The sequence below is a fragment of the Peribacillus sp. P4_D6 genome, from assembly GCF_056401795.1.
In genome coordinates, this window is record NZ_JBFUIQ010000057.1 from 1 (window position 1) to 24,894 (window position 24,894).

At 41.8% G+C, this 24,894-nt stretch carries 16 protein-coding genes and 2 riboswitches; of the genes, 15 read left to right on the forward strand and 1 reads right to left on the reverse strand.

Annotated elements, in window-relative coordinates:
• On the forward strand, positions 1–769 hold a 769-nt coding region (locus AC1DVB_RS16385), incomplete at its 5' end, for a D-cysteine desulfhydrase family protein (RefSeq protein ID WP_477590037.1).
• A gap of 369 nt (positions 770–1,138) precedes the next feature.
• Here AC1DVB_RS16385 and AC1DVB_RS16390 read toward each other — a convergent pair.
• On the reverse strand, positions 1,139–1,321 hold the full coding sequence (locus tag AC1DVB_RS16390; RefSeq protein ID WP_034306173.1) for a hypothetical protein: 183 nt from the start codon (positions 1,319–1,321) through the stop codon (positions 1,139–1,141).
• 311 nt (positions 1,322–1,632) lie between these two features.
• On the opposite strand from AC1DVB_RS16390, the gene AC1DVB_RS16395 reads away from it, so the two are divergent.
• The 14 genes from AC1DVB_RS16395 to ptsG form a co-directional block, all read left to right on the forward strand.
• Positions 1,633–2,547 (forward strand): nucleoside hydrolase, encoded by a 915-nt coding sequence (locus tag AC1DVB_RS16395; protein ID WP_063592684.1) that lies wholly within the window; start codon positions 1,633–1,635, stop codon positions 2,545–2,547.
• A 540-nt stretch (positions 2,548–3,087) separates the two neighbouring features.
• Positions 3,088–3,378, forward strand: a complete 291-nt coding sequence (locus tag AC1DVB_RS16400) for a WXG100 family type VII secretion target (RefSeq protein WP_034306171.1) — start codon at positions 3,088–3,090, stop codon at positions 3,376–3,378.
• Positions 3,379–3,473: 95 nt separating this feature from the next.
• The gene (yukD, locus tag AC1DVB_RS16405) at positions 3,474–3,713 is read left to right on the forward strand and encodes an ESX secretion system protein YukD (RefSeq protein ID WP_053537134.1); all 240 of its coding nucleotides are present in this window, start codon (positions 3,474–3,476) and stop codon (positions 3,711–3,713) included.
• Positions 3,714–3,783: 70 nt separating this feature from the next.
• Complete coding sequence (gene essB / locus AC1DVB_RS16410) at positions 3,784–5,127, forward strand: type VII secretion protein EssB (protein ID WP_057276066.1); 1,344 nt, start codon at positions 3,784–3,786, stop codon at positions 5,125–5,127.
• Positions 5,128–5,157: 30 nt separating this feature from the next.
• Positions 5,158–9,639, forward strand: a complete 4,482-nt coding sequence (gene essC / locus AC1DVB_RS16415) for a type VII secretion protein EssC (RefSeq protein WP_477590040.1) — start codon at positions 5,158–5,160, stop codon at positions 9,637–9,639.
• A complete protein-coding gene (gene esaA, locus AC1DVB_RS16420) occupies positions 9,632–12,559 on the forward strand; it encodes a type VII secretion protein EsaA (protein WP_477590041.1) in 2,928 nt (975 codons plus the stop codon). Before essC ends, esaA begins: the two co-directional genes overlap by 8 nt.
• The gene (essA, locus tag AC1DVB_RS16425) at positions 12,546–13,028 is read left to right on the forward strand and encodes a type VII secretion protein EssA (protein ID WP_230134875.1); all 483 of its coding nucleotides are present in this window, start codon (positions 12,546–12,548) and stop codon (positions 13,026–13,028) included. Before esaA ends, essA begins: the two co-directional genes overlap by 14 nt.
• 814 nt (positions 13,029–13,842) lie before the next feature.
• Positions 13,843–14,799, forward strand: coding sequence for an AAA family ATPase (locus tag AC1DVB_RS16430; protein ID WP_057276062.1), 957 nt, complete (start codon positions 13,843–13,845; stop codon positions 14,797–14,799).
• Positions 14,800–14,831: 32 nt separating this feature from the next.
• Positions 14,832–15,992, forward strand: coding sequence for a DUF58 domain-containing protein (locus AC1DVB_RS16435; protein WP_230134873.1), 1,161 nt, complete (start codon positions 14,832–14,834; stop codon positions 15,990–15,992).
• On the forward strand, positions 15,989–18,190 hold the full coding sequence (locus AC1DVB_RS16440) for a DUF4129 domain-containing transglutaminase family protein (protein WP_328118620.1): 2,202 nt from the start codon (positions 15,989–15,991) through the stop codon (positions 18,188–18,190). Before AC1DVB_RS16435 ends, AC1DVB_RS16440 begins: the two co-directional genes overlap by 4 nt.
• A gap of 36 nt (positions 18,191–18,226) precedes the next feature.
• A riboswitch (purine riboswitch) is annotated at positions 18,227–18,328 on the forward strand.
• 141 nt (positions 18,329–18,469) lie between these two features.
• Positions 18,470–20,026 carry a glutamine-hydrolyzing GMP synthase gene (guaA, locus tag AC1DVB_RS16445; protein WP_034306157.1) on the forward strand — a complete coding sequence of 519 codons (1,557 nt, stop codon included), beginning with the start codon at positions 18,470–18,472 and terminating at the stop codon, positions 20,024–20,026.
• Between the two features lie 224 nt (positions 20,027–20,250).
• A riboswitch (purine riboswitch) is annotated at positions 20,251–20,352 on the forward strand.
• Between the two features lie 104 nt (positions 20,353–20,456).
• Complete coding sequence (locus AC1DVB_RS16450) at positions 20,457–21,788, forward strand: NCS2 family permease (protein ID WP_034306155.1); 1,332 nt, start codon at positions 20,457–20,459, stop codon at positions 21,786–21,788.
• 153 nt (positions 21,789–21,941) lie between these two features.
• On the forward strand, positions 21,942–22,784 hold the full coding sequence (gene glcT, locus AC1DVB_RS16455) for a glucose PTS transporter transcription antiterminator GlcT (protein ID WP_034306152.1): 843 nt from the start codon (positions 21,942–21,944) through the stop codon (positions 22,782–22,784).
• A 213-nt stretch (positions 22,785–22,997) separates the two neighbouring features.
• The coding region (ptsG, locus tag AC1DVB_RS16460; RefSeq protein ID WP_477590045.1) for a glucose-specific PTS transporter subunit IIBC at positions 22,998–24,894 on the forward strand (1,897 nt) is incomplete at its 3' end.

A 24,894-nucleotide genomic window follows, 5' to 3' on the forward strand; every position in this document is an offset into this window, starting at 1 on the left:
ATCAAATCATTGCCGCTTGACACTAGCTGCTGCGGTTAAAGAGAAAATGAAATGCATCCTTGTGTTGGAAGAGGGCCTTTCAAATTCTGAACCGGATTTTAACGGTAACTATTTTCTCTACCATTTATTAGGCGCTGAACAAATCAAAGTAGTGCCTAATGGAGCTGACTTAATGCAAGAAATGCAAAAAGTGGCTAAAGAGGTAACAGAGAATGGACATAGTCCTTACATCATTCCGGTTGGGGGATCCAATGTCATTGGTGCAACGGGATATGTGGCTTGCGCACAGGAGATCTTGGCACAGTCCTTTGACCAAGGAATTGATTTGAAAGCTGTTATTTGTGTAAGCGGAAGCGGAGGAATGCATGCTGGTTTGGCGGCCGGATTTCATGGAAACCAAAGTGGAATATCAGTAATTGGAATAAACGTAAGCAGAGGAAAAGCTGAACAAGAAGAGAAAGTTTATCAGTTAGTTAAAGAAACTTTAGCACACATCGGCATTCCAAATTCAATTCCTCGTGAGGCTGTTACGTGCTTTGATGAGTATGTCGGTCCGGGTTATGCTTTGCCTACACCTGAAATGGTGGAAGCCGTCAAGCTTATGGCAAGAACGGAAGGGATTTTGCTGGATCCGGTATATACGGGAAAAGCGGCAGCGGGACTCATTGATTTAATCCAAAAGGGCATCTTTAAGCCGGAGGATAACATCCTATTTTTACATTCTGGAGGCGCCTCATCTCTATACGCGAATACTTCTCTCTTTTATTGAAATTTGATTATTATATGGCGATGGTGTGAATCAAAAAAACAATAAAATAGAAGGCCAAGGGAGCTTCTGGTTCTAAGATGCATTTATTTGTAAGAGATATATGAATCAGCCCCATGAAGCCATACCAAATAGGATATGAATGAACTTCATGGACTTTAACAATGCTTTCTCCTGCTGTGGGATAGAATATGATGAAAATTTCCGGCTCATTAGAATCATAGTTTTTAAGAAAACATTCACCATAATGTATATGTCCTTTCCTTCCGCATATTCATTTTTTTCAGTCGCCGGTTCAATCCCAGCGGCTTGGAAAGGAAAAGCTCCATTTGGCTAAGCAGCTTCCAGCTTAACCAAATGGAGCTTTTTAAATCAATGTATGGTAACGAATTTACTCCTCAATTCCTCTTCCGTTACTTCGATCTTTCCTTTTAAATCTTCTGCCAGTAATACATAACTTTTCACGCCAATGAATTCAGAATGCGATATTAAAAAGAATTTTGTCCCTTTTTTATACGCAGATGGAACATCTTCAATCAACTTAAACATTTTCATCCTTTTTCCACCTTGGATATCATAAATTCGTAACGCATGTATTTATAACTAGTTCGTGGCACAACTTCTTCTTTTCACTTTTTATATCATTGATATTTATGGGCGGTCAACTTTTTTTACTGGTAGATACAAGTACCGACTGTACTTGTCATTTGTTTGTGAATTATGAGTATTCCTAAATTTCTGTGGAACTGGGCTATCGTTGAATGTTAAAATTCAGTTGGATAACAGTGTTTCTTTATACATAAGGAAGAGATAAGAGAAGCAATGAGTTGATAAAGCAAAAAGTGATTTTGGAAGGTGTGGAAATATTGAAACCAATCATATTTGATGTAGATACGGGGATAGATGATGCCATGGCGATGGCATATGCTTTAAATTCCCCTGAATTGGAAGTGCTCGGATTCACCACTTGCTTTGGTAACGTGCCCGTTGTTGATTCGACCCGTAATACACTTGCCGTCTTGGAGAAATTAAATAGGCGCATACCGGTATATGAAGGTGCTGACCAAACTTTGGTACGCGGAAGGAAGAAGCGGTATCCCAAGCATGTTCATGGGGAAGACGGGTTAGGAAATACCCTTCGGTTTAAACCAACCATCAAAGCATCACAAGGAAATGCAGCAGATTTCATTATCGATCAAGTGCAAAGCCGACCGCATGAAATTACGATCATTGCAGTTGGACCACTGACTAACATCGCATTGGCGATCAATAAAGCGCCGATGATCATGTCGCTTGTAAAAGAGGTCGTAATAATGGGCGGTGCCGTAAATGTACCAGGAAATGTAACCCCTTATGCTGAAGCGAACATAATATCAGATCCTGAAGCGGCACATCAGGTATTGACTTCAGGACTGCCGATCACCCTAGTGGGGCTTGATGTGACGCTGCAAACATACCTACTGAAATCGAAGCTTGATGATTGGCGTGCCACTGGTAAGGAAAGCGCCGAATTTTTAGCGGAAATGACCGATTATTATATGAAAGCATATGAAAACTCCCATCCAGGTTTGGGTGGTTGCGCCCTTCATGATCCACTTGCAGTCGGGGTTGCGATTGATTCAAGTTTTGTCAGGACAGAATGGATGAACGTCAAGGTGGTGACCGAGGGTGAAGAAGCAGGCAGGACAATCGGTCAAAAGGATGGCGAACCTAGAATCCGTGTCTGTACGAATGTGGAAAGTGAGCGGTTTTTGAAACACTTTTTGGAACGGGTTATATGATTAAGCAACGTAATTGAATCATGAATGTAGCATGAAGGATATTCCAAAAAAATCATTGGCAAGAGCTGGCCTGTTTCTGTTGGATATATCGATTCTCGCTATATGACAAGGATACCTGCCAAAATAAAGTTGAAAGTAGCATGGTAAAAAAGGTCCTCCATTCATTATGTTTTGTAAATGGTTTATATTCAATCAATCATAAAATTGCTTTTCAGACTTTAATCAAACGTTTGATTAATTTCGTAGAAAAGAAAGTCGAAAGTCACTAATATCATGGTGAAAACCATATTAATGGATAATGGTTCAGGAATTTTGGGTATAAGGTACTTTTTTTACCATAAAAAAGTAAAATATTAAAAAATAATTAAAAAATGGGTTTAAAGGTGTGGGAAAACAGGTACATAGACTTTCATAATGCCATATTTAGGTTTTTTTGCATAATTATAATTTACCATTTTTCGACTTTGCGCTTATTTATATGGCAGAAAATGTATGGTTCTATTAAAATGTACTATATAAGATAAAAGGAGGATTTTTTCTATGTCACAAATTCGCGTAACACCTTCGGAACTGAAAGATGTAGCTAGACAATATGATAATGAGAGCCAACAAGTAACTGATATGATTGGTCGTTTAGATAGAATGAGAGATCATTTAACTGGTATTTGGGAAGGTTCTTCCAGTGAGGCTTTCGTAGGTCAGTACGAAGAATTAAAGCCTTCATTCATGGATATGGCTCGCTTGTTGAATGAAGTTTCTCAACAATTGAATAAATCAGCTCAAATCCTTGAAGACACAGATAATCAGATTGCTAGTCAAATTCGCGGATAATCATTAGGTAAATGAGAAAAAGAATTTCTAGGAAAAAGCGCCGCGACTCTTTTTGAAGATCGTGGTGCTTTTTTGCTTTGAAAGAGGTGGATTCCATATATATTCAACTAACGATCGATTTAAACAGGTATACAGGGGAAGTATTTGATTTGCAAGTATCGAATTACCGCTCCATCAAGAAGGTTGTGGAGATAATATGGCAGGTAAAAGATATTGCCAGTGCACCTAAAGAAGGCTATTGGGTGCGGGTCCAGAATAAAGAGTTCGTATGTTCAGGTTATGAAACCCTGCTTGATAGCGGAATTACGACGGGGGACCGCCTTGAGATCCTCTAATGGATAAGTGTGGACTCTTTATAGGAAAAAAGTCTAAAGCCCTTTAGCAGGGGTAAAGGAGTTACATAAAATGGATGAGAAACCATATCTGGAGAAAAAAACAGAAGCTGCAATGATGAAGGATGATAAGGGGCATTCGTTCGTTTTCCAACGGGCAAAACTACCGATGCAGGACCCACTGGAATTACAGCTTATTCATGAAGCGGATGATGCTCTCCAGAAACATATAGAAGTGACAGAGGACGAGGTGAAGATCAGAGTAAATCCACCAGCCTCTTTTTTTGTTTTTTCCAAAGCTAAAGATAAAAATCCATTGAGTAAATGGTTATCGTCTTATCAAATCCAAAAGAAAATAAGGAATCATGAATTGAATCGCCTGCAACTAGTCGTTTGTCCGGAAAATATCGTTTTTGATTCAAGCTTGACCCCATATTTCCTGCATTATGGGGTAAAAGACAGTTTGCCTCCTTATGAGCATAATCAAGATGAGTTATTTAAAGAAACGAAGGCAACGATTTCGGCGCTTGTGGATGGGCAGCATACATTCGAAGAGTATCTGCTTTACCATAAAACACTGAAACTATCGAACGAATCACAAAGTATATTGTCATCAGGGACTTGGGATGAACTTTCCACGGTCATTCAAAACCGGATAGAAGCTTTAGAGAAGGAAGAAAAAGCATTTGTACATATTCCTGAAAAGAAATGGAAAACGGGCCGTTATACACTTTGGGGTACGGTGATCGTTCTAGTGCCACTGCTATTGTTTGCGATTTACACACTATTCTTCTCCCAACCTAAGCAGGATGCATATGTAGAAAGCGGTGAAAGCTTCTTAAAACAAAAATACAGTGAAGTCATTGACCGTTTGGAAAACTACGATCCGAAAAAGATGCCATATGTCGTTCAATATGAACTGGCGAAGTCCTACGTCACTTATGAACCGTTGGAGGGAGTGGCTAGGAAAAATGTGGAAAATGCAATCTCTTTGCAAACGGATAGTCAGTATCTCCTATATTGGATTTATATAGGCAGGGGCATGAGCGAGGAAGCGATCGATTTGGCGAGAATCATGGAGGATCGCGAATTGATTATGTACGGGCTGGTAAACCAGAAAGAACAGATTAAGTTGGACGATAGTCTATCTGGGGAAGAAAAGGAAACGCAAATTAAAGAAGTCGATACCGAGCTATCCCAATATGAAAAGGAAAAAAAGGAATTGGATAAGCAAATGGAGGAACAGCAAGATCAGAACCCTGCTGCAACAGACTCGAATATAGAGGATAAAGGCGCAGAGGAAGCAAAACCTGCTGTAAAAGAAGAAGCGGAAAATGAACCTGCTTCTGGGGGAAAAGAAGAAAGTAAGGATTCCTCCAAAAAATCAACTGAAGAAAAAGAGAAAAGCAAAGAGTGAGCAATGGGCCTTTTGCGGAGGTGAGATTTAATGAGTTTATTATGGATTTATTCTAGTGGTACCTACCAATCCTTTACGATCAAGGATAATCATAACGGTCCAATTTCGATTGGGCCATCAAAACAGGATACGATCACCGTTTATTCCATTCCTTTTGAACAAGGTCCTATCAAGCTGAAAAAAAATGAGGGACTTGATGAATATGAGGTGTTTAGAGAGGACAAGAAGCTTGGCGATGTAAAGCCATTCCATAGCTTCACCTTTCAAGAAGGAGAAGAAACGGTCGAGATTTTTTATACGTCAGGGGAATTGGAAGAAAGCCTCTATTATATAGGCAACTTGAAAGAAATCACTTTATCGGCCAAGGCGGGAGCGACCATCCGTAAAGAAGGACCCGTTTCCGGCAATGACTTTTCCCTTGTGCTGCATAAAGGGCAGTGGCACCTCATGCCAGTGGGAAATAGCAGGATATTCCTGAACGGTGAAAGGGTAACGAAGCCTGTTCCCATTCAAAATGGTGATCTGGTTTGCTGGCCGCATATGGTGCTGAGGTTGATTGAAGGCGACTTATTGATGATTCATAGCGCCGAAAGTCATGAAACATCATTAGCTAAAATGAAGAAGCCAATCTCTGAAATGAAAAAAAACTATCCACAGTATCGCCGGACACCAAGGATGATCTACGAATTGCCGGATGAGAAAGTGACGATTTCTTTTCCGAGCCAAGAAGCGGAAGATAATAATAGAGGGTTATGGTTAATCCTTATGCCGCCTTTAATGATGCTGATCGTCATGGGGGTCATCACGGTCATTCAGCCGCGGGGCATTTTCATCATCATATCGATTGTGATGTTCACGACGACTTTAGTTACCTCGACGGTACAATACTTTAAAGACAAAAAGAAGCAAAAATTCAGAGAAGAAAAACGCCAACGTGTATATACCAGGTATCTAGAGCAGAAGAGGGAAGAACTGCAAGAGCTGTCTGAAAAACAAAAGAATGTGCTGTTCTATCATTACCCTTCCTTTGAAAGGATGAAGCTTCTAACTGATAGTATTAGTGATCGTATATGGGAACGAACTCTGGAAAGTGAAGATGCCCTGCACTTTAAGATCGGAACGGCGACCATACCCTCAAGTTATCAAGTGTCGGTAAATAGCAGCGATATGTCCAATCGGGATATAGATGATTTACTTGAGCAGTCGCAGGAACTTGTGGATGTATACAAAAACCTGGAAGATCTTCCGTTATCGATCGATTTATCAAGCGGATCGATGGGCCTGGTCGGAAAGGAATCGATTGTTAAACGAGAGCTGCAGCAATTGATTGGGCAACTGGCCTTTTTTCATAGTTATCATGATGTTCGATTTGTCGCCATCTTTCCGGAAAAGGATTATCAGGAATGGGAATGGATGAAATGGCTCCCTCATTTTCAATTGCCGCATGCCTATGCAAAAGGATTTATATATAATGAGCAATCACGTGACCAGCTCCTGACCTCGATTTATCAGCTATTGAGGGAAAGAGATTTGGATGAGAACAAAGGGAAAGTGCGATTCACTCCCCACTTTGTCTTTATTGTCACGGATCGTAATTTAATAGCTGAACATGTCATATTGGAATATTTAGAAGGTAAAACGGACGATTTAGGTATCTCGACGATTTTTGCAGCGGATGCAAAAGAAAGTTTGACGGAAAATGTCCATACGCTTGTGAAGTACATCAATGATTTTGAGGGTGAGATTCTCATCCAGCAAACGAAGGCCGTTCATACTCCATTTAAACTTGATGCACATTCAAAAGAAGGAAATGAGCGTTATGCACGTACGCTCCGTTCATTAGACCATCAAAAAGGCATGAACAACTCCATACCAGAAACGGTTTCATTCCTTGAATTATTGAAAGCTCGTGAAGTGGAAGAGCTGCCTATCAGCCAAAACTGGCGGACCAATCAGTCTTCCAAATCCTTGGCAGTTCCGATTGGATTGAAAGGGAAAACGGATAGGGTTGAATTGAACTTGCATGAAAAGGCGCATGGCCCCCATGGATTGGTTGCCGGAACGACAGGATCGGGGAAAAGTGAATTACTGCAAACCTACATCCTATCATTAGCCGTTCATTATCATCCGCATGAAGTTGCCTTTTTGCTTATAGATTATAAAGGCGGGGGAATGGCACAGCCATTCAGGCAGATTCCGCATCTGCTGGGGGTCATTACGAATATTGAGGGAAGCAAGAACTTCAGTGCCAGGGCACTAGCATCCATCAATAGTGAATTGAAGAAGCGCCAGCGCATGTTTGATCGATACGAAGTCAATCATATCAACGATTACACGGACCTATACAAAGAAGGCAAAGCGGATGAACCGTTACCGCACCTATTTTTGATATCAGATGAGTTTGCGGAACTTAAAAATGAAGAACCCGATTTCATCCGCGAATTAGTGAGTACGGCGCGAATTGGACGGAGCTTGGGAGTTCATTTAATTCTTGCTACACAAAAGCCGGGCGGTGTAATTGATAACCAGATTTGGAGCAATGCCCGTTTTAAAATTTCCTTGAAAGTGCAGGATGCCAGTGATAGTAAGGAAATTCTTAAAAATAGCGATGCAGCAAATATTACTGTCACTGGACGGGGATATTTGCAGGTTGGAAATAACGAGGTTTATGAATTGTTCCAGTCTGCATGGAGCGGTGCCCCATATTTAGAGGATACGGTTGGATCTGAGGATGAAGTGGCACTTGTCACAGACCTCGGTCTTGTTCAAATCTCAAATGTATCGGAACAGGTCACTAATATGAGGAAAGAAAAGATTAGTGAAATTGAAGCCGTGGMGGATCGAATTGTGGCGATACAGGAAGAAATGGAGATTAAGAAGTTGGCAAGCCCATGGCTGCCGCCTCTTTCAGATCGTTTATCAAGAAACCCTGAAAGAAGCCTGACGATGAATCAATTCCACCTGGGAATGAAGGATGAGCCCGAATTGCAAAGCCAGACCAATTATGTCTATAACTGGATTGATGATGGGAATATAGGGGTTTTTGGTTCTTCCGGGTACGGCAAGTCAACCACCGTTTTGACACTTCTCTTTAGTTTTGCAGATCAATTCAGTCCTGAAGAACTGCATTATTATATTTTCGACTTCGGGAATAGCGCTTTACTCCCAATACGCCAGCTGCCTCATACTGGGGAATACTTTAGGTTTGATGAGTTAAGGAAAATTGAAAAATTCATGTTATTCATGAAGGCGGAAATGGAAAGGCGTAAGCAGCTTTTTTCTGAAAAGGAGCTTAGTAACATAAAGCTTTATAATGCATTGGTGGAAGATAAATTGCCGATTATTTATATCGTGGTCGACAATTTTGACATAGTGAAGGATGAGATGCAGGATCAGGAAGCCCAATTCGTTCAGTTTGCACGTGATGGACAATCACTTGGAATCTTCATGATTTTAACGGCAACGAGAATCAATGCGATTCGCCAGCCGTTAATGAATAGCCTTAAGACGAAGGTCGTCCATTACTTAATGGACAGTTCGGAAAAATATTCAGTTTTGGGGAGAACCCCTTATGAAAATGAACCTGTTCCTGGCAGGGCGTTGGTGAAAAAGGACCAAACCTACCTCACCCAGATTTACTTACCAGCCGATGGAGCGGATGATATAGCCGTTTTGGAAGAAATGAAACAAGCTGTGGCAGAACATAAGGTTAAATATAAGGAAATGGACAAACCGCCGGCGATTCGGATGTTACCGGCACGACTTGATTCCAGCAGCTTCAAGAGTTACTGCTCACAAACCATTAAGAAGGATGCCATTCCAATCGGGCTTTCAGAGGAAAGCGTTACACCTGTATTCGTGGAGTTGAATGCCAATCCATTCCTGCTTGTCGTAGGACAGTCACGTAAAGGGAAAACGAATGTCCTTAAAGTGCTGCTGGAAACGTTGCTTACACAGGCGGTCGGCGAAATTGGATTATTTGACGGAGTGGATCGCGGCCTATCTTCTTATGCTTTTGAGGAGAAGGTGAGCTATGTGGAAACAAAAGAGAGGATAACCGAATGGCTTGATCATATCACTGGAATATTTGAAGAACGTGAGCGAAGTTATCTTGCGGCATTGGAATTGAAACCGATGAAGCAACTGGAATTCCCACCGGTCATATTTGTCATAGATAGCATTTCAAGGATCCAGCAAACGATAGACGGCAGGATTCAGGATAGGATCAGCAGTTTGATGAAACAATACAGCCATCTTGGGTTTAGTCTGATTGTCGCTGGAAATGCCAACGACTTCACGAAGGGGTATGATTCGTTGACAACCGAACTGAAACAAGTCAGACAGGCTGTTTTGCTTCTTAAAAAATCGGACCAAAGCTTGTACACCCTCTCCTATTCCAGAAAAGAAGAAGAAATACAGCCGGGTTACGGATACTTTGTGCTGAATGGCCAGGAAAGCAAAATCCAAATTCCGCTAAGTGAAGAAAGAAGGAGAGTGCAAGAAAGTGTCTGAAAAAATAAAACCGATGCTGTTAATCGGTAAAATACTGGTGATCTTAGCGCTGCCAATCTTGTTTTTTTCTTATATTGGCCAAAATCCAATGAAAAAGACAGAAACGGCTTCACGTGAAATCGCCATTGTAAATGAAGATAATGGGACAGAATTTAACAATAACCCCATTTACATGGGCTCAGAGCTTGTTACTACACTGGACAAGGATTCTGAATATGAGTGGTTTGTGGTAAATAGAAGTACGGCGGAAAGTGGACTTGCAAATGAAAAGTACGATGCAGTCATATATTTCCCATCCGATTTTTCAGAGAATATTTATACGTTCGATGATGAACAGCCTGTCAAGGCGGGGATAAAGTACAAGGTACAACCTAGTTTGAATGCAGAAAACATGGAAAAGGTACAAAAGGAATTAGAGAAAACAAAGAGCAAAATGAATAAGCATATTTCAACACAGTATTGGAGCTATGTTTCCCAATCGGTCGAGGACATCCGTAAGAAGTTCGATAATGTCCTTGCTAAAGAAATCGCTTTTCAAAACACGATGTATGAGTTCTATACTCCAAGCTCGGAAAGTCTTGCAGGCGAAATCAAGCAGCATAAGGACATGCTTGAAGGAGTTTTTGCCGAGACGAAAGATGCTGGCAAAACAAGTACTGAAACAATGGATGAAATAGGGAACACGAAGACTCAAATGGCTTCATTTGTGAAAGATGTTGTTTCTTTTGAGGAATATCAAAAAGCTCAAAGTATCCTTTTTGAGAAGGCCTCTGCCCAAAATCAGCAGCTTGTCATGGAGAGTGTGCAGTCATACGACAAGGTGCTGAATGAGGGGAATCAATCTATACCAGAGATTCAGCAAGGGATGAATACGAAATACAGCCTTAATGATCAAGGCATTAGAGAAAATGTTGGAATCATGCAGCAGAAACTTGATTCCAGCAGTAATGAATTGGAACAATTTTCAACAAGCATGAAAGACAAACAAGTAGAACAAATTACGAAAATCACCCAAGATCAACAAAGCTCGATTGAACAATTGAAACAATCGGAAGAGGCGGGTCTTGATAACCTTCAGTCAACCTTGCTTATGCAAAGAGGAAATCTTGCAAGCAGCTCTGGTGATGGGGAGGATATAGGTGAAGGAACGACGCCTATAGAGGATATTGAAACGGATACGGGAAAAGGTGAATCAGCTGCTGCACCTGACAAGAAGGACCCGATTGATGAACTGTCTCTCCAGGTACTGCTGGATCAAATCAATGGGATCAACACGGCACTTGAAAGTTTGGTGCCGGCAGAAGGAAGTGAAGGAGCTGCTGAACAAGTCAACATCCTTACAGCGGAACTCCAAACGGAAATCAATAATCTCAGCGGAACGGTAAGCGACAGAACGGGGAATTATAACCAAGTGATAACGGAGTTTAATACACTGGTAGATTCATATAATGACCTGCTGGCGCAGTTTACGGAATTACAAGCTGATTATAATGAACTCGGCACGAATTATAAGGATTTAGGTGACCAATGGAAAAAGTCACAGGAAGATATTCAAAAATTACAGGACATCCAGAGCATGACAATCGAAGAGGCCATCGCAGAAATCAAGACTCTCGAACAGTCACTTCTGGAAAAAGTGGGGGGGGAAAGGCGAGCGGTGCTTGTGAAGGCCTTCGAGAATCCTATCACCAATCGGGATTCAACTACCCTCCTTGCCTATTACGGTTCACTCTCATCTTATGGTGAATTGGCTGAAAGAGTCACCGAAGCAAATGTAGATAAGATATTTGCAGCCAATATAAGAGAATTGGAAAACTTGAAAAATGGGGTTTCCGGAAATGTAGATGAAGAAGCGAAACTCGTTAAAGCCAGTTTAGCAGGAGTCAATGAGAACTTCGGGATGTTCTCGGATTCCATTATGGGGTATATGAAAGAATATGATGCTAACGTTGAAACGGGACAAAAAGCCACTTTAGCTGAATTGGCGGCAATTACCGGCAAGGCTCAAGAAGTGTCTGCCAATTTGTCGGATGATATGGAAGTTCCTGAGATGGAGGCCGAACCGCCAGTTAACCTTGATGGAGAAATGTTTGTATCACTTCAAGACAATACGGCAACAACGGTCGGCTTCATTTCCGAGCTTGTCAATTCTGTAGCGGAAAGACAGGAAACGGTCACGAAGGATACAGCAGACCTGCAAGCGAAAGTGGGGTCCGTACAGGAAAGGGCCGATCAGCTTAATGATAATTGGTCCCAAAATGTAGACTCAACCGAAAAAATCAAGACGGACGTATATAGCGTCTTGAACAACACTTTAGTTGATGATCAGGAGAACGGGTATGTGTACGAATATTTAGCGAATCCCGTACAAATCAGCGGGGAAGTCCTTCATCAGGAAAAGGTTAATATCCCACCGATCGTCATGTTGGTGATCATACTCATTTCTGGGATATTGATCGGTTTCTTCCTGCATCATTATGAAGCCATTCCAATGATGGTCCATGCATCCTTGTTTACCTTATTGAATCTGATCGTAGGTTTAATCATCAGCATGTATGGCTTGAAGATCTATCCACTGGGAGATATGCAGGAGATTAAATGGACCGTCTTCACCGTCCTGCTTTTATTCTTCTGTTCAGCGTTTACCAGACTTGCCTTCTCGATTGGGCCGTTTGTCGGTGCTATCCTGGTGATTGGTTTGATCAGTTTCTTTACCATTCCATTATTGGATTTAATCATGCCTAATTTCAATGTAGACCACCCTGTTGCGGACGTATACATGTCCATTCAATTCGGTAATCAGTCGGCATTCATTCCGGCTAGTATCATCTTGATTGTACTGACACTTATCGCAACGGTCATTCCATATATAGTGAAGCGTCTTGCAGAAAGAAGAGCAATGGCCCATGAAGTGGAATAAATACGTAATGCCTGTCTTGCTCATCCTGTTTTTTAGCCATGCACCTCATGGCGGGGCGGAAGAGGAACCGATGGTGGAGCCAAATGAATATCAAGAGAACGATATTGATATTCAAACGGAGTATTTCCATGAAGAAGGATTGTTGGAACAGAAGCGGAAACTGCCTGAAGAACAAAAGGACCTCACTTTTGAAAGAGGGAAATATGATGCCATTGACTCGGTGAAGGACTCACTGTTTCAGTCTCCTGTAATGGAGAATCAAAATAATACCATCGCTTCAAAATCAGAACAGCTTGGATTATTCTCGGAGGTCCACATTCCAACGAGAAACGAAGAAGAAACAGAGCCTTCGCTTAATTTTGACCTGACGATATTGCTCGGCATCGTTTTGGCACTTTTGGTCGTTTGTTTGTTTTTTATCCTTATCCCGAAAATGGGGAAGCTGAATGGAGAGGTTAAACGAAAATGAAAACAGCCCGATTCCCCTCAGGAATCGGGCTGTTTTCACTACATATCCATAACGGTTTTAATAAGCCCTAAAAGAAGGGCGGCTGCGAAGATCAAAATGAAGAATTTTTTATACATGATCAGTACCTCTAATATCTTAGGAGTGGATTGCATTCATTTTAGCATAAACAAGACAGAATAGAAGTTTACTAAGAATATACAAATCGGAAGGGCGTGGCTTCATTGCCCTGATGACAGGAGCGTGAAATTATGAAAAGGTGGACGATTTATTGGAATTCGCCTGCCGTTTATTTATGGGCTTGTACAAATTTGGACGTTGATCTCCGCTCCAGGCACTCGCTTTCCAGGGGCGGTCCGCCCTTGGCTTGCGCCTGCGGGGTCTTCCTAAACGCGCTTTTCCCGGCCCAATTCTCTTAACTGCCAAAAATGGAATTTCAAAAGGGTTTCGGAATTTTTTAATTCCGAAATCCTTTTGTCTACAAACTGCGATGTGCCGATTTATTGGCGTATCAGTTATTTGAACAAGTCAGGATGAACAGTCTGCGAGTTCAACAGCTTCACCAATCCTTGGTCCATGGCGTGACAGGACATTTTCATTAAACAAATGGACGTCATCATTGGTATATTCACTTAGTAAACAGTTAACCCTGCCTTTTTCAGTAAGCCACTATAATATTTTTAGAACAAATTCGTTTATGGTTTTCCGGTTATCTAGTAAACTTACAATGTAAGGTTCAATTGGGTCTTAATGTAAAATGCGTGATATAGAGAAGACATGAAATAATAGTGATAATGTGAATCCCGGGAGGTAGAGAATGATTTATAAGCAGGTCAATCAAAAACTGGAAATGGTTCTAGGGAATATCGAAAAGGTGATTATCGGAAAACGGGATATAGCAGAACTAAGCATCGTAGCACTCCTTTCCGGAGGACATGTCTTATTGGAGGATGTTCCGGGTGTGGGAAAGACAGTCATGGTAAGGGCATTGGCAAAATCAATAGGTGCAAGCTTCAAGCGAATTCAATTCACGCCAGATTTACTTCCTTCGGATGTTACTGGCGTTTCGATCTTCAATCCTAAGGAACAAGAATTCATCTTTAGGCCAGGTCCGATAATGGGCCATATTATTTTAGCCGATGAAATAAACCGGACCTCGCCGAAGACCCAGTCTGCATTGCTTGAAGCGATGGAAGAGGCAAGTGTGACGATTGATGGTGTCACAAGAGGATTGGAGAAGCCCTTTTTCGTAATGGCTACACAAAATCCAATCGAGTACGAGGGAACATATCCGCTGCCGGAGGCTCAATTGGATAGATTCCTATTAAAAATGAAAATGGGCTATCCAGGTATGGAAGAAGAGATAGAGGTTCTTCATAGGGCTCAATACACGGCACCGCTAGAGGAATTGGAATCCGTCATCACCTTGGATGAATTGATAGAATTACAGGCTGAGGTAAAAGCGGTGATAGTGGATGACACAATAAAACGATACATTGTTGAATTGGCGAATCAAACACGTTCACATGAAGGGGTCTACTTAGGGGTGAGCCCTCGTGGATCGATAGCATTGATGAAGGCAGCCCAGGCTTACGCGCTGATCCAGGGCAGGGACTATGTCCTGCCTGACGATGTTCAATATTTAGTGCCATTCGTATTTTCCCATCGGCTTATTTTGAAGCCGGAAGCGAATTATGAGGGCTTCGATGCTGGAATGGTGATACATGAAATTGTCGCTACAACAAAAGTGCCTGTGAAGCGGGCTGTAACCTAATGCGAAGATTCATCAACATTCTAAGGGGAAATATGAGTGTGATCGGACTTGCATTACTCATGACCGTTTCCTTTTGCTATGCAATGTTTCAAGGCGGTTTTGTCAGTTGGTTCATTTTTTATTCATTTTTGCCGTTTTCTGTGTACGCTTTGATCCTGCTGTTTTATCCGCTGCATGATTTTACCGTTGAGAGAAAGGTCAATAAAAGGGAATGCCGGGCTGGTGAATCCGTTGAGATAGCATTGACGTTTACGCGTAAAAACCGGCTCCCCCTATTATTTATGGTGGTAGAGGAGGAATTGCCTCAGGAGATGGAAGATAGGGGACTACAAAGGAAAATAATTATCTTTCCGGGATTCAAGCGTACCTTCAGCATGTCATATACCTTGGAAAACTTGCAGCGGGGAGAGCATTCGTTTCAATCGATCCGCTTTTGGATTGGGGACTTTATCGGGCTGGTCGAAAAAGAAGCGATATATAGTTCACCTTTGAAAATAACCGTTTTTCCTCGTTATCACGAGCTTGTCTACAGTGATCTTGATCGAGTGTTCAATCAGGGGGCAGTGGTCTCAACAAAGAAAACACAACGGGAACATTCAGTGGTCTCCGGTGTAAGGGAATATCAGCCAGGCGATCAATTGTCTTGGATTAACTGGAAGGCGACTGCCAGGACGAGTGAAATCATGACGAAGGAATTCGAGGTGCAGAAAAACCGGGATGTATTCATCATGCTTGATGAAAAGCCGTCGGATTTATTCGAAGAATCCATTGAAATGGCGGCTTCCCTTGCCCATGCCATGTTAAAGAAGGGCATGGAAGTTGGGTATGTGAGTAGGGGCTCGAGGTTAATCATACCGGCAGCAGCAGGCAACAAACAGAAACGAAAGGTTTTTTACCGGCTTGCTAAAGAAAAGCCGGGTGTTGTAAACACATTGAACGAAAATGTCCGGAAGGGAATTCTTCCGGCAAACGCTGCTGTGATATTCATCGTTTCAGACTTAACCTTAGAAAAGGTGGACATATTGAGTGCTTTCCGGCCTAATCAGGGATTGATGTTATGCGTGAAGAAACAGGCAGATCTTACTGATGAAGAAAGGCTGTCAAGCTCTGCTGCTGTTTCGAGGGGGATAAAGGTTAGCTTTTTTGAACATCACCAACTAAAGTTTGGCAGATCGGAGGTGATGGCGAAATGAATGTCACTACCGGAAAATTGGAAAAGTTCATGCACGTCCTCATGTATGTATTTGGTCTGTTGTTGATTACTGAATGGTTGAGGCCTGTCGATAGACTCACCGATACAGGTAATCTCATCATTTTTATCTTATTTTTGCTCTACTCCCTGCTGCTGCATTATTTCCGCATGCATTGGTCAATCCGATTTATTCTCATTAGTGCATATATAATGATTTCATTACAGTTCCTCCATTCAAAAGAGGCTTTATACCAATTGTCATGGCTGAAAGGGTTTCTAGCGGATTTTAAGGGCAATCTTGGTTTTATATATGATGGGAATTGGGAGTTGATCACAAATCCATTTCGAACGTTTCTATTTTTTATCCTTCTTTGGCTTGTGACATATTTGATCCATTACTGGGTGATGGTGAGGCAAAGCATCTTTTTCTTTTTTATGTTAACTGTGATTTTTATATCTGTACTCGACACATTCACTCCTTATGCGGGGGATAGTGCAATGATAAGAATCATCATCATTGGGTTTTTGATGCTCGGCTTGCTTTCCCTGCTGCGGCTAACGATACAGGAGAGGATTAATTTTCCGATGGCTTCCATCAATAAGTGGATCTTGATGCTGACCGGCATGATATTGGTAAGTGTCCTTGTCGGTTTCGCCGCCCCAAAGCTTTCCCCGCAGTGGCCGGACCCGGTGCCTTATATTACTTCCTATTCTGATAAAGCTGTGAAAGAAGACGGTGATTCGAAGCGTAAAAGTGTCGGATATGATGAAGACGATTCGGATCTTGGCGGTTCGATAGAGCCGGATAGTTCCATCGTTTTTTATAATAATGCTCCTGCAGGACATTACTGGAAAGTCGAGAACAAGAATATTTATACCGGTAAAGGGTGGGTTTCCATACCGGAAACGGAATTTCACACTTTTTCCAACGGGCAGGATATGGCAACGTTAGATATTTACGACGTTCCTGAATTGGTGAGGACTGAAGAAATGACCGCAAAAGTATCCATGACGGAATCATATTCACATATCCTTCATCCGCAGTCCGGGTATGTAAAAAAGATCGAGGGGAAAAACGGGCAGGATTTCAAATATCATCAGGAGATGGACAAATTTATTTCCGAACAGGGTAATGGCGAACGACTTTCCATGAAAGAGTATGAACTGGTTTATGATATGCCAAGTTTTGATATAGCTGAGTTAAGGAAGGTGACGGAACCCGACGATTCCATGGATTTATTAATGGAAAAAAACACTCAGCTTCCAGAGGGATTGCCAAACCGGATATTTGAATTGGCCTCCCGGCTTACAAGCAATGAAACGAATTGGTACGATAAAGCAAAAGCCATTGAGGATTATTTTGACGGAGCTGAATTCATTTATTCCAAGGACGATATTCCGTATCCAGAGAGCAATCAAGATTATGTCGATCAATTTTTATTCGAGACACAGATAGGGTATTGCGATAATTTTTCAACTGCCATGGTCGTATTACTAAGGGCCGCCAATATACCTGCAAGATGGGTAAAGGGCTATACCGAAGGGGAAAAATCAATCCTTGATGGCGAATCCGTTTATAAGGTGACCAATAATAATGCACATTCCTGGGTCGAGGTTTATTTTTCAGCGATAGGCTGGGTTCCCTTCGAGCCGACAAAGGGTTTCAATGGGGAAGTTGAATTTTACGATTCGGAATTGAAACAGGAAGCAATCAAGAACCCTGAAGAAACCCCGACTAATGAAGAGCAAACAAAGAAAGAGGCCAGGGAACGCCAGGATACACCAGATAGGGAAACTCAATCCTCCGTGAAAACGGGTTTTGGGAACATGGTAGAGTTCTTAAAATGGTCTGTAATCACATTATCAGGTGGATTGATTTTTGCTTCTATCGGTTATTTCCTCAGAAGGAAGTGGATTCCTCTTCTGCAGATTCTTCGTTATAGAAAGAAAACCGATGCTCATTTCTCGACAGCTTATTTAATATTATTGAAACAATTAAAACGGGCTGGTTTAGTTCGGCCGGAGGGGCAAACCTTAAGGGAGTACGCCGCCTATGTGGATGCAGTTTACGCTACAGATGAGATGAGTGAATTGACGGCTGGATACGAGTTAATGATATATCGTGGAGACGCGGAAGATGGGGAATGGAAACACTTTCAAAAGGGTTGGGAAAGCTTAATGAGAAAAACTAGCTCTTGACCAGGTTTTTATTATATTGATACAATAACAAAAACTAACTTAAACTAATATATCCTTCATATATCCTCGATAATATGGATCGAAAGTTTCTACCGAATCACCGTAAATGATTTGACTATGAAGGCGGATTTTAACAGGAAAGCTGAAAATCTGCCTTCGTCTGTACTTTTTCTGTATTTTTGAGGGTGGGTTTTTAGTTTTTCTTTTTTTATGATAATATTTTTTATAAGAATTATCACTCGATTTTATGAGTGAATTACATTGATAGAGGTGACGTTTGTGCCGGGGAAAACAGAATTGCAAAAAAACCAGGAAATGATCGTAGTACTTGATTTCGGAAGCCAATATAATCAATTGATCACTCGTCGTATCCGTGAATTTGGTGTGTACAGTGAGCTTCATCCTCATACAATTACTGTAGAAGAAATTGAGAAAATGAACCCGACTGGAATCATTTTCTCAGGGGGCCCGAACAGTGTTTATGATGCAAATGCATTTGGTTGTGATGAACGCATATTCGAAATGGGTCTTCCGATTTTCGGTATTTGTTATGGCATGCAGCTTATGACCAAACATTTTGGCGGTAAGGTGGAACCAGCGAAGAACCGTGAATACGGAAAAGCGACACTTGCCATCCAAAACGAGTCGAAGTTATTCAGCGACCTGCCAAAAGAACAAATCGTCTGGATGAGCCATGGTGATTTAGTGGTGGAAACGCCTGAAGGTTTCCAAATTGACGGGACGAATCCGTCTTGCCCAATTTCGGCTATGAGTGACGAGTCACGTAAATTGTATGCCGTGCAATTCCATCCAGAAGTCCGTCATTCCGTATACGGTAATGACATTCTGAAAAATTTCGTATTCGGCGTTTGTGGCTGTAAAGGTGACTGGTCAATGGAGAACTTCATTGAAATCGAGATGGAGAAAATCCGCCAAACGGTCGGAGATAAAAAAGTGTTATGCGCATTGAGCGGCGGGGTGGATTCATCCGTTGTTGCTGTATTGATCCATAAAGCGATTGGCGATCAGCTGACATGTATTTTCGTTGATCATGGATTACTTCGTAAAGGGGAAGCCGAAGGTGTAATGGAAACATTCAGGGAAGGCTTCAATATGAACGTAATCAAGGTCGATGCAAAAGAACGTTTCCTATCGAAGCTTGCTGGCGTTTCAGATCCGGAACAAAAACGGAAAATCATCGGTAACGAGTTCATCTACGTATTCGATGACGAAGCAACAAAGCTCGAAGGAATTGATTTCCTTGCACAGGGTACACTTTACACAGACATTATTGAAAGTGGTACGGCCACTGCACAAACAATTAAATCGCATCACAATGTTGGCGGCCTGCCGGAAGATATGCAATTTAAATTGATTGAGCCTTTGAACACTCTATTCAAGGATGAAGTGCGTGCACTTGGAAGTGAAATGGGCATTCCGGACGAAATCGTTTGGCGTCAACCATTCCCTGGTCCAGGTTTAGGTATTCGTGTATTAGGCGAAATTTCAGATGAAAAACTTGAAATCGTCCGTGAGTCTGACCATATTTTACGTGAAGAAATTAGAAAAAATGGTTTGGAACGCGAAATTTGGCAGTACTTTACGGTGCTTCCTAACATTCGTAGCGTAGGGGTAATGGGCGATGCACGTACGTATGACTATACAATTGGAATCCGTGCGGTTACGTCCATTGACGGAATGACATCCGATTGGGCAAGAATCCCATGGGATGTACTTGAAATCATCTCAACGAGAATCGTTAATGAAGTAAACCATGTAAACCGCGTCGTTTATGACATTACGTCTAAGCCGCCTGCAACGATCGAGTGGGAATAGTAGATTGAAACCATCCAATCAGTGAAGGAATTAACCTTCACTGATTTTTTTGTTGAAATAGTATTTGAATATGTAGATTACTTACATTTTACGTATGTTGGCGAAGATATAGCCATGATAATTAAGGAATATATAGCGAAACGCGAACATTGCCTAAAATTACATAAAAAATATTCGTTGGGTATATTGACGATTATTTTGGTGACTGATACACTATACCTATAATAATAAAAAAACATAATTGTCGTATAATATTGGGGATATGGCCCAAAAGTTTCTACCAAGCTGCCGTGAACGGCTTGACTACGATGTGGAAGGATTGGCGTGTATAAATAAACCGCCACTTCTTTACATGACCGCAGTCAAGCCCCGTTCGTAAGCGAATGGGGCATTTTCTGTTGGCACGATTTTATGATGGGGGAGACTCATAATGAAAAATTATTTTCGGTTTAACGAGCTGGGAACTAATTATCGCCGTGAAATACTTGGTGGACTAACTACTTTCCTTTCAATGGCATATATCCTGGTTGTAAACCCTGTAATGCTGACTTTACAAAGCATCGAGGACTATCCGGATGAATTAAGAATGGACTACGGAGCGGTTTTTGCCGCAACCGCATTGTCAGCCGCAATCGGCTCGATATTAATGGGACTCATAGCCAGATATCCAATCTCGCTCGCGCCGGGTATGGGATTGAATGCTTTCTTCGCTTTTACCGTTGTGCTTGGCTTTGGAATTCCTTGGCAGACGGCTTTAACAGGAGTATTGATTTCAGGTATTATCTTCGTTTTACTTTCCCTATCGGGAATACGTGAAAAAATCATTAATGCAATTCCAGTCGAATTGAAATACGCAGTTGGAGCCGGTATCGGTTTATTCATTACTTTTGTAGGGTTTCAGAATGCTGGTATCATCACGAATGATGACAGCGTTCTTGTCGGACTGGGCGATTTGACATCAGGAAATACTTTATTGGCTGTGTTTGGAATTGTCGTAACCGTCATTTTGATGACGAGAGGCGTCAAAAGCGGCGTGTTCATAGGAATGGTCATTACAGCCATTGCAGGAATGATCTTTGGACAAGTTCCGGTGCCGGACAAAATAATCGGTGCCGTTCCTAGCATAGCGCCTACATTCGGGGTTGCGTTCGATGCCTTTGGAAATCCCGGTGATCTCTTCACTGGTCAAATGTTAATCGTGATACTGACCTTCTTGTTCGTAGCATTCTTTGATACAGCCGGTACGCTGGTGGCTGTCGCACAACAAGCTGGATTGATGAAGGATAATGTTCTTCCTAGAGTGGGTAAAGGATTGCTTGCTGATTCATTATCCATCGTTTCAGGTGCAATTCTTGGTACATCCACCACGACATCTTATGTAGAGTCCACATCGGGTGTTGCTGCTGGTGCCCGAAGCGGATTTGCGGCTGTAGTGACAGGGTTGCTGTTTGTCCTATCCCTTTTCTTCTTCCCGCTTCTATCAGTGGTGACATCTGCTGTGACTGCGCCGGCATTGGTTATAGTCGGAGTATTAATGGCATCATCACTTAAAAATATTGACTGGCAAAAGTTCGAAATTGCGGTTCCGGCCTTCTTTACGGTCATCATGATGCCTATGACATATTCAATTGCGACAGGTATCGCTTGCGGATTCATCTTCTATCCAATCACTATGTCGATGAAAGGAAGAGCAAAAGAGGTTCATCCGATCATGTGGGGTCTTGGAGTCGTCTTCCTGCTATATTTCATTTTCTTGAAGTAATAATGCAAGTAAGTAAGGAGAGTCCTGATTTCGGGGCTCTTCTTTCATGTTGTAAGAGAAAGCTCATATCGTGTATAGTAAAAGTACTAAGTACTAAGTACTTTATCCTGTATGGGGCATAGGGATGACTTTGAGAAAAAAAGAGGGAGAAAAATGAATGGTTTTATCGTTGAAAAGGTTTTGAACAATAATGTGGTGATTGCCACGCATCCGTCGTATGGAGAAGTCGTTACTATTGGAAAGGGCTTAGGCTTCAACCGAAAGAAAGGCGAAGAGTTGAGTCCGGAACTAGCGGAGAAAACGTTTGTCCTGAAAAATGTTAAGGAACAGGAAAGTTACAAAAAACTGTTGCCGCAAATCGATCAAAATCTTCAAGCAGCCATTATAGAATCCATTCATCTCATTAATGACCGGGTTACTGGAAAGTTAAATGAACATATACATGTCGGTTTAACAGATCATTTATTGTTCGCCCTTCAGCGTGTTTCACAAGGAATGACTATCAAAAACCCATTCTTGAAAGAAACGATAACCCTTTATCCTTTTGAACATGATATTGCTGTCGATGTAGTAGAATTAATTCAAGATAAGACAGGCATAGGCCTGCCCCAAGGGGAAATCGGTTTTATTACGCTTCATATTCATAGCGCAATATCAAATAAAGACTTATCGGAAGTCAATCAGCATTCGCAGTTAATCTATCACCTTATCCAAGTTGTTGAAGAACAGCTCAATGTGAAAATTAATAAGGATAGCATAGACTATTCACGTTTGGTCCGTCATTTAAGATTCATGATAGACAGGGTGCTTGCTGGGGAAAAAGTAGAGGAACCTGAAAAAATAGCAATGCTATTGAAAGAAGAATATCCTTTGTGTTACAATATCTCTTGGAAGCTAATAAAAATTATGCAGCAGAAATTAGGCAAACCGGTTTGTGATGCGGAAGCTGTCTATCTAACGATGCATATCCAACGATTACAAAAGAAAATTAAATAAACATACATTAACTTACGTGTTACTGATTCGATCAGGCATAAGTGAGGAGAATGATTGTCATGAAAGAGGGTATTATATACCTGAATTTTCATTTCAATCCTATCTTTGCTTATGCCTTTTTTGTATTTGAATTCTGATGCGTGGGAAGATGAATACCATCGTAAATGTAACCGTTTTATTAGCATGGAAAAACAGTAAAGAGGAGGAAAACCTATGTTTAAGAAGTTGTTTGGTGTTTTGCAAAAAATCGGTAAAGCTTTGATGCTTCCTGTAGCCATTTTACCAGCGGCCGGAATTTTGCTTGCGTTTGGTAATGCATTGCAAAACGAAACTTTATTGGATATCGCCCCGTTTCTTGCGAGTGGCGGAGTGGAAATGGTCGCATCGGTAATGGAGAATGCCGGAAATATTATTTTTGGGAATCTTCCCTTGTTGTTTGCTGTGGGGGTCGCAATTGGGTTAGCTGGTGGAGATGGTGTTGCCGGCCTTGCGGCGATTATCGGTTTCTTGATTATGAATGTAACGATGGGAACTGTTCTTGGCATTGACGCTGCCGACATTGAGAACAATAGTGCGGTGTATACCAATGTTCTGGGAATCCCGACGTTGGGAACAGGTGTGTTCGGCGGTATTATCGTCGGTGTCATGGCTGCTGTTATGTATAATAAGTTTTATGAAATTGAACTGCCTTCTTATTTAGGATTCTTTGCAGGTAAACGTTTTGTACCCATTGTAACAGCTGCAAGCGCAGTTATTCTTGGGTTGTTAATGATTTTGATTTGGCCGACGATTCAATCGGGGTTAAATTCATTTTCCGAAAATATGTTGGGTGCTAACCTGACACTTGGAGCTTTCGTGTTTGGGGTTGTAGAACGTGCGCTGATTCCTTTTGGATTGCACCATATCTTCTATTCTCCATTCTGGTTCGAATTTGGCAGCTATATCCCTCAAGGAGGGGGAACGCCAGTCAGAGGAGACCAGGCCATCTTCATGGCACAAATTAAAGATGGCGTACAGAATTTAACGGCCGGTACCTTCATGACTGGTAAATATCCATTCATGATGTTCGGGTTACCAGCTGCAGCTTTGGCCATTTATCATGAAGCAAGACCGGAAAGAAAGAAAATAGTCGGGGGATTGATGGCTTCTGCAGCACTTACATCATTCTTGACTGGGATTACTGAGCCACTTGAATTTGCATTCTTATTTGTTGCACCGATACTATTCGGGATTCACTGTCTGTTTGCCGGTCTATCATTCATGACCATGCATTTACTGGACGTGAAAATCGGGATGACGTTCTCGGGTGGTTTGATCGATTACGTACTGTTTGGTTTAATCAATCCGCAAACCAATGCATGGATTGTTATTCCGGTTGGTTTAGTCCTTGCGGTTATCTATTACTTTGGATTCCGATTTGCGATAAGGAAGTTTAACCTTAAAACTCCTGGTCGTGAAGTGGAAGAGGATGAGGAAGCCGAAGGATCTGCAAGTACAGCTGGAAGTCTTCCTGGGGATATCTTGGATGCCATGGGCGGAAAAGAAAATATTTCTCACTTGGATGCTTGCATTACCCGTCTTCGTGTATCGGTCAATGACATCGGTAACGTTGATAAAAATAGGCTGAAGAAACTTGGTGCCGCTGGAGTTCTGGAAGTGGGCAATAACATCCAGGCTATCTTCGGACCTCGTTCAGAAACGATCAAGGGGCAAATGAAAGATATCATTGATGGAAAACGGCCTCGTAAAGTAGAAACGTCTCCTGAAGTAGGTGTGGAAAAGCAAATCGAGGATGTCGTCCCGAAACCTTTACGAACGGATGAAGTTTCCGAGCGCTTTGTTTCTCCTATTAAAGGGGAATTAAAACCGATCACGGAAGTGCCTGATGCAGTTTTTGCTGAAAAAATGATGGGCGATGGATTTGCAATTGTACCCGAGGAAGGGTTGGTTGTTTCTCCTGTGGACGGTACGATCGTTAATTTATTCCCGACTAAACATGCAATAGGTATCGTTTCCGAAGCTGGACGTGAAATCTTGATTCATGTCGGGATCGATACAGTTAAGTTGGAAGGCAAAGGTTTCGAAGCACTTGTCGCTCAAGGAGATAAAG